The organism is Sphingomonas sp. Ant20 (genome assembly GCF_000783375.1).
Lineage (GTDB): Bacteria > Pseudomonadota > Alphaproteobacteria > Sphingomonadales > Sphingomonadaceae > Sphingomonas > Sphingomonas aerolata.
On the sequence record NZ_JRVI01000063.1, the window covers coordinates 1 to 7,070 of the forward strand.

General features: G+C 67.9%; 6 protein-coding genes and 2 pseudogenes. All 8 read left to right on the plus strand.

Features of this window, described 5'->3' with window-relative positions; all coding sequences use genetic code 11:
• Window positions 1-210 (plus strand): annotated as a pseudogene (locus NI18_RS10440) (xylulokinase); the annotation flags it as partial.
• A gap of 9 nt (window positions 211-219) precedes the next feature.
• On the plus strand, window positions 220-1,527 hold the full coding sequence (gene xylA, locus NI18_RS10445) for a xylose isomerase (RefSeq protein ID WP_031440865.1): 1,308 nt from the start codon (window positions 220-222) through the stop codon (window positions 1,525-1,527).
• A gap of 398 nt (window positions 1,528-1,925) precedes the next feature.
• Window positions 1,926-3,176, plus strand: a complete 1,251-nt coding sequence (locus NI18_RS10450; protein WP_031440866.1) for an arsenic transporter — start codon at window positions 1,926-1,928, stop codon at window positions 3,174-3,176.
• Window positions 3,177-3,344: 168 nt separating this feature from the next.
• Window positions 3,345-4,004: an MFS transporter gene (locus tag NI18_RS26885; protein WP_306286352.1), complete on the plus strand. Its 660-nt coding sequence runs from the start codon at window positions 3,345-3,347 to the stop codon at window positions 4,002-4,004.
• Window positions 3,998-4,510: an MFS transporter gene (locus NI18_RS26890; RefSeq protein ID WP_306286353.1), complete on the plus strand. Its 513-nt coding sequence runs from the start codon at window positions 3,998-4,000 to the stop codon at window positions 4,508-4,510. Before NI18_RS26885 ends, NI18_RS26890 begins: the two co-directional genes overlap by 7 nt.
• Window positions 4,511-4,612: 102 nt before the next feature.
• Window positions 4,613-5,040: pseudogene (locus NI18_RS26895) on the plus strand (FAD-dependent oxidoreductase); the annotation flags it as partial.
• A gap of 140 nt (window positions 5,041-5,180) precedes the next feature.
• The gene (locus NI18_RS26900) at window positions 5,181-6,188 is read left to right on the plus strand and encodes an FAD-binding protein (protein WP_306286354.1); all 1,008 of its coding nucleotides are present in this window, start codon (window positions 5,181-5,183) and stop codon (window positions 6,186-6,188) included.
• A gap of 116 nt (window positions 6,189-6,304) precedes the next feature.
• On the plus strand, window positions 6,305-7,070 hold a 766-nt coding region (locus NI18_RS10465), incomplete at its 3' end, for a serine hydrolase (protein WP_198526998.1).

A 7,070-nucleotide genomic window follows, 5' to 3' on the forward strand; every position in this document is an offset into this window, starting at 1 on the left:
CTCGTCTATCTCCAGGGCGGCGAGGTCGGCCCCGCGCTCGGCGCCGCGCGGCTCGCGCAGCTCGGTGTCGATGGCGGCGATCCTGCGACGGTCTGCGTCGCACCGCCCGTGTCGCACCGCATCGCCCCCGACCCCGCACTCGTCGCCGCGCTCGCCGAGAAAAAGGCGGCGTTCCGCCAGGCCTATCCCCGTATCACCCCCAAGTCATAGGAATCCCCGATGTCCGACTTCTTCGCCGATATCCCCCAGATCAAATATGAGGGCCCCGACAGCAGCAACGAGCTGGCCTATCGCTATTACGACAAGACCAAGGTCGTGCTCGGCAAGACGATGGAGGAGCATCTGCGCTTCGCCGCGTGCTTCTGGCACACCTTCTGCTGGCCGGGGTCGGACGTGTTCGGCGGGGGCACGTTCAACCGCCCCTGGCATGCCGGCGCCAACGACTCGGCTGCCGCAGCGCACAAGCGCGAGGTCGCGTTCGACTTCTTCAAGAAGCTCGACGTGCCCTATTACTGCTTCCACGACGTCGACGTCATGGCGGATGCCGCCAATGTGACCGAGCATCGCCGGTTCTTCGCCGAAGCCGTCGACCACCTCGAACAGCTCCAGGCCGCGTCGGGCCGCAAGCTCCTCTGGGGCACCGCCAACGCGTTCAGCCATCCGCGCTATGCCGCCGGCGCGTCGACCAACCCCGATCCCGAAGTCTATGCCTTTGCCGCGCTGCAGGTCCGCGACGCGCTCGAGGCGACGCATCGCCTCGGCGGCCAGAACTACGTGCTGTGGGGCGGTCGCGAAGGCTATGAGACGCTGCTCAACACCGACATGAAGCGCGAACTCGACAATTTCGGCCGCTTCCTGAGCCTGGTCGTCGAGCACAAGCACAAGATCGGCTTCACCGGCACGATCCTGATCGAACCCAAGCCGCACGAGCCGACCAAGCATCAGTACGACTTCGACACCGCGACGGTGTACGGCTTCCTCAAGCGCTACGGGCTCGAGAACGAGGTGCGCGTCAACATCGAGGCGAACCACGCCACGCTGTCGGGGCATACCTTCGAACACGAGATCGCGACCGCCAACGCGCTCGGCATCTTCGGGTCGATCGACGCCAATCGCGGCGATCCGCAGAATGGCTGGGATACCGACCAGTTCCCCAATTCGGTCGAGGAACTGACGCTGGCGATGGTCGAGATCCTGCGCGGCGGCGGCTTCACCACGGGCGGCTTCAACTTCGACGCCAAGGTCCGGCGCCAGAGCATGGACGCGGCCGACCTGTTCTACGGCCATGTCGGCGGCATCGACGTCGTCGCGAAGGGCCTGCTCGCCGCTGCCGCGATCATCGAGGATGGTCGGGTCGATGCGATCAAGGCCAAGCGCTATGCCGGCTGGGACGGTGACTTCGGCAGCACGATCGGCGGGCTGGATCTGGCCGGTATTGCCGATCTTGCGGTCGAGCGCGACATCGATCCGAAGCCGGTTTCGGGCCAGCAGGAACGCCTTGAAAACCTGATCAACCGCTTCCTCTGATCAACCCGCGACGCCGGGGCCACGTCCTGACGGACGGGCCCCGGCCTTGCCGCCGCTCGCCGCCCAGCCGCTGCGATCAAGCCGCTGGGAACAGGCGATAAACCCGTCAATCCGGGTCCGATTGCCACATGAACGATTTGTCACGATCGCGGCGGGGCCCTTTGCCCCTGCTGCTGTGTTGTCGCGCCTGACACCAGTTGTCCACAAGTCATGTCAGGGGCCGGATCGATGCGTAACACAATCATTAGGGCAACGACACTTCCCGATCACGCCGCCTAGTCTGAAAGGACCATGGCGAGGACCAGGGTGATGACCGGCTATGCTAGTCATTGTGGCGATAATAACTGCCGTGTCGCGCCGGATCGGTGCCGCATCGGAAAATGCGACGGACACTGCGCGTGCCCCCCGAGACTAGCCTGACCTGGGCAATCTGCGCGGCGGCGACGGCCGGGGTGATCGCGCGCCCGTTCCGCCTGCCCGAGGCGGTGTGGGCGGTCGCCGGCGCGGTCGCGCTGCTCACGCTGGGTCTGTTGCCGCTCGCTGCCGGGCTGGCCGCGGTCGGCAAGGGCATGGACGTCTATCTCTTCCTGATCGGCATGATGCTGCTCAGCGAGACCGCGCGTCAGCAGGGCCTGTTCGACTGGATCGCCGCGACCGCCGCGCGCGGCGCGCGGGGGTCGCCCGTCCGCCTGTTCGCGCTCGTCTACGTCACCGGGATCGTCACCACGACCTTCCTGTCGAACGACGCCACCGCGGTCGTGCTCACGCCCGCCGTCTATGCCGCCGCGCGCAAGGCGAAGGCGGATCCGCTGCCGCTGCTGTTCGCCTGCGCGCTCATCGCCAACGCGGCAAGCTTCGTGCTGCCCATCTCCAATCCGGCGAACCTCGTGCTCTATGGCGGCACGATGCCCCCGCTCGGCCAGTGGTTCGCGTCATTCGCGCTGCCATCGGTCGCGGCGATCGTCGTGACCTACGGCGCGCTCCGCTGGACCGAGCGTGCGCGGCTCGTCGGACAGTGCGAGACGGAGATCGCACGTACGCCGCTGACCCTCGGCGGCAAGGCGGCGCTGGCAGGGATCGTCGTCACGGCGGTCGTGTTGTTGCTGGCCTCGGCGTTCGACGTGCAACTCGGGTTGCCGACCTGCATCGCCGGGGTCGCGACGACGCTCGCCATCTGCCTGCTGGTCCGCATGTCACCCCTCATGGTCGTGCGCGACGTGTCGTGGAGCGTGCTGCCGCTCGTCGCCGGGCTGTTCGTGCTGGTCGAGGCGCTCGATCATAGCGGCGTCATCGGCCACGTCGCGGCGTGGTTGCGTGCAGAGGCCGCCGATCCGGCGCGCGCGGCGATGACCGCGGGGACCCTGCTCGCTTTCGGGTCGAACCTGGTCAACAATCTTCCCGCCGGGCTGATCGCGAGCACCGCGGTCGCGCAGGCGCAGCCGCCGCGCGTCGTCGTCGATGCGCTGCTGATCGGCGTCGATCTTGGCCCCAACCTGTCGATCACCGGGTCGCTCGCGACGATCCTGTGGCTCCAGGCGATCCGCCGCGAAGGCCTCGATGTCGGGTTCCTGCGCTTCCTGAAGGTCGGCGCGGTGACGATGATTCCCGCGCTCGCCGCCGCGCTCGGCACGCGCCTGCTGATCGGCTGACCCTCGACGCTCCCCTCTGCCCGCCCCCTCTTTCCCAGGACCAAGGACCGACCATGGCGACCCTCTCCGCTTCCCTGCCCTCCCGCCACCCCCCCCGGCGGCAAAGCTCCGCACCGTCATGCGCCGGCGGGACGCACGCTCGATGCGCTCAACTTCTTCCTTGCCGACGTGCGCGACGGGCTCGGGCCCTATCTCGCCATCTATCTGGTCGCGGTCCGCGGCCCCGCGCATGGCTGGAACGAGGCGACGGTCGGGCTGGTCCTGACGATCGCCGGGATCGTCGGCCTGATCGCGCAGACGCCCGCCGGCAGCCTGATCGACAAGAGCCGCAACAAGCCGCGGATCGTCATGGTGGCAGCGTTGCTGGTGACGTTGGCCAGCGTATCGCTGCCGTTCGTCACGGGCTTCACCGTGGTGACCATCACCCAGTCGGTCGCCGCCGTCGCGGGCGCGATCTTCGCCCCCGCGATCTCGGCGATCACGCTCGGTCTGGTCGGGCCGAAGATGTTCGCCAAGCGGGTCGGCCGTAACGAGGCGTTCAACCATGCCGGCAATGCGGTGTCCGCCGGGCTCGCGGGCGTGCTCGCCTGGACGTTCGGACCGGTCGTGGTCTTCTGGCTGATGGGCGCGCTGACCGTTGCAAGCATCGTCACCGCGACGCGGCTCCACAACGACGATATCGACAATGCCGTCGCGCGTGGCCTCGACTGCGAGCCCGATGCGGACTGCGACGAGCCGAGCGGCTGGAAGACGCTGATCGAGAACCGCCCGCTAATGACCTTTGCGGTGATCGCGTTCCTCTTCCATCTGGCGAATGCGCGATGCTGACCTCGGTCAGCCAACTGCTCGCGCGCACCGTCGGCAAGGATCAGGCGACGTCGCTGACCGCCGCGTGCATCGTCGCGGCACAGCTCGTGATGGTGCCCGTCGCGATCTTCGTCGGCCGGCATGCCGAACGGCTCGGCACCAAGCCGCTGTTCCTCGTCGCCTTCGGATTCCTCGCCGCGCGCGGCGCGCTCTACACGCTGTCCGACGACCCTTATTGGCTGGTCGGCGTGCAGGCGCTGGACGGCGTCGGCGCGGGCATTTTCGGCGCGCTGTTCCCCGTCGTGATCGCCGACCTGACCGAGGGCAGCGGCCGGTTCAACGTCAGCCAGGGCGCGGTCGCGACGACGCAGGGGCTCGGCGCGGCGCTGTCGGCGACGCTGGCGGGATCGATCATCGTCTGGGCAGGCTATAGCGCGAACTTCCTGACGCTCGCGGCGATCGCGGGGGCCGGGTTCCTGCTCTATCTGGTCACGATGCCCGAGACGAAAAAGCGCGCGCGCGGATAAGTCCGGGCGATCGATCCGAACACCCCCCTGTCCTGTGGTCTCACTTTCGTGCAACAGCAGGACCCCGCATCACCCTGTCCCCTGCCCCGGATCCCGAGCCGCATGACCAGCGACATTCTCATCATCGGTTCCGGCGCGGCCGGGCTGACCGCCGCGCTCACCCTCGCCGACCGTTTCACCGTCACCGTGCTCGCCAAGGGGGCGCTGAACGAAGGGTCGACCGCTTGGGCACAGGGCGGGATCGCCGCGGTACTCGAACCCGGCGACACGTTCGAGAATCATGTCGAGGACACGATGGTCGCCGCGCCGGGCTGAACGATCGCGGGATCGTCGAGATGGTGGTCGAGGGCGCGCCGGCCGCGATCGAACGACTCACGCATCTCGGCGTGCCGTTCGAGACCGAAGGGAACGCGCTGCACCTGACGCGCGAGGGCGGCCACAGTCATCGCCGGATCGTCCATGTCGCCGACGCGACCGGCTGGGCGGTGCAGGAGGCGCTGCAGAGAGCCGCCGAAGCGCACCCCAACATCACGCTGGTCCCCGACCAGGTCGCGATCGACCTCGCCACCGGGCGGCACGAGATGCGCTATTCGGGCGCAGGCCGGGTCTGGGGCGCTATGCGGTCGACCGCGGCACCGGACGCGTCGCGCTCTACACGGCGCGCGCGACGATCCTCGCGACCGGGGGGTGCGGGCCGCACTTACCTGTTCTCGACCGCGCCACGCGGCGCGACGGGCGACGGCATCGCGATGGCTTGGCGCGCGGGCGCGCGCGTGTCGAACATGGAGATGATGCAGTTCCACCCGACCTGCCTCTACAATCTGGAGGTCAAGAACTTCCTGATCACCGAGGCGGTGCGCGGCGAAGGCGGACGTTGATCAACCCGACCACCGGCAAGCGTTTCATGACCTATTATGATCCCGTCCGGATGGAGCTGGCGCCGCGCGATATCGTCGCGCGCGCGATCGATGCCGAGATCAAGCGCTACGGGCTCGATTACGTCCATCTCGACATCAGCCACATGCCCGCCGACTTCATCCGGCATCATTTTCCGAACATTCACGAAAAGCTGCTGACCGTCGGGATAGACATGACGACGCAGCCGATCCCCGTCGTCCCTGCCCAGCATTACACCTGTGGCGGGATCGTCGTCGACGAGCATGGCAAGACCGACCTTCCCGGGCTCTATGCGGCGGGCGAATGCACCGAATCGGGGCTGCACGGCGCGAACCGGCTGGCGTCAAACTCATTGCTCGAATGCTTCGTGTTCGGCGAGGCCGCGGCGGACAGCATCGCCGCCGATTGGGACAGCCTGCCCCCGCCGCCGCCGATCCGCCCCTGGGACGAAAGCCGCGTCACCGATTCCGACGAGGAAGTGGTCATCAAGCAGACCTGGACCGAGATCCGCCGCTTCATGTGGAATTATGTCGGCATCGTCCGCACCACCAAAAGGCTCGAACGCGCACAGCACCGGATCGCGATGCTGAACGAGGAGGTCGCCGAATATTACCAGCATTTCCGCGTCACGCCCGACCTGATCGAACTGCGCAACCTGCTCCAGACCGCCGAACTGATCGTCCGCTCGGCGCTGCACCGTCACGAAAGCCGCGGCCTGCACTACACGCTCGATTATCCGCAGATGCTGCCGGAGGCGGTCGACACGGTCCTGACGCCCTGACGTTCCACGTCCCGGCGCGCCGTGCGTGCAGTTCGTCGCAGCGAGGCACGCGGGGCGTATCGCGGCGATCGGGACCGTATCAGGATCGTAGCGCTATCGCAGGATATCCGACACCCATGGCAATTGGCAGGTTCGCGCGTCTTTTCGTGACCGGCGGCATCGCGCTCGCGCTGACCGGCTGTGGCTCGACGTCGCGCCCCGGGGCGACCGGCGCCGCGCCGCAGGGCGATGGAACCGCCAGCGTATCGATCCCGGTCCCATTGCCCACCGCACGCGCCACCCGTGCCGCGCCCGCTCCGCTGGTCACCGCGATCGACGCCTTGCACCATGATTTTGCGGGCAAGGCGGGGATCGCGATCCGCGCGGTGGACGAGGGCTGGACGGTCGAGGCCGGCGGGCGCCAGCGCCTGCCGCAGCAATCGGTCAGCAAGCTTTGGGTCGCGATCACGCTGCTTGACCTGCGCGACCAGGGCAAGGCGAAGCTCGAGGATCCGGTCGTCGTCCGCGCGGAGGACCTGACGCTGTTCCATCAGCCGATCGCGATGCTCGTCACCGGCGACGGCTATCACACCACCGTCGGCGAATTGCTCAGGCGCGCGCTGACGCATAGCGACAATACCGCGAACGACCGGCTGCTGAGCTATGTCGGCGGCCCGCGGGCGGTGCGCGGCATGATCCTGCGCAAACAGCTGGGCGAGATCCGCTTCGGTCCGGGCGAGCGGCTGTTGCAAAGCGGGACGGCGGGGCTCGTCTGGCAACCCGCCTATGCGCTCGGCAACGCGTTTGCGGTCGCCCGCGCACGGCTCGATCCGCAGATCCGCGCCGCCGCACTCGACGCCTATGTCGCCAATCCGCCCGATGGCGCCGCGCCGATCGCGATCG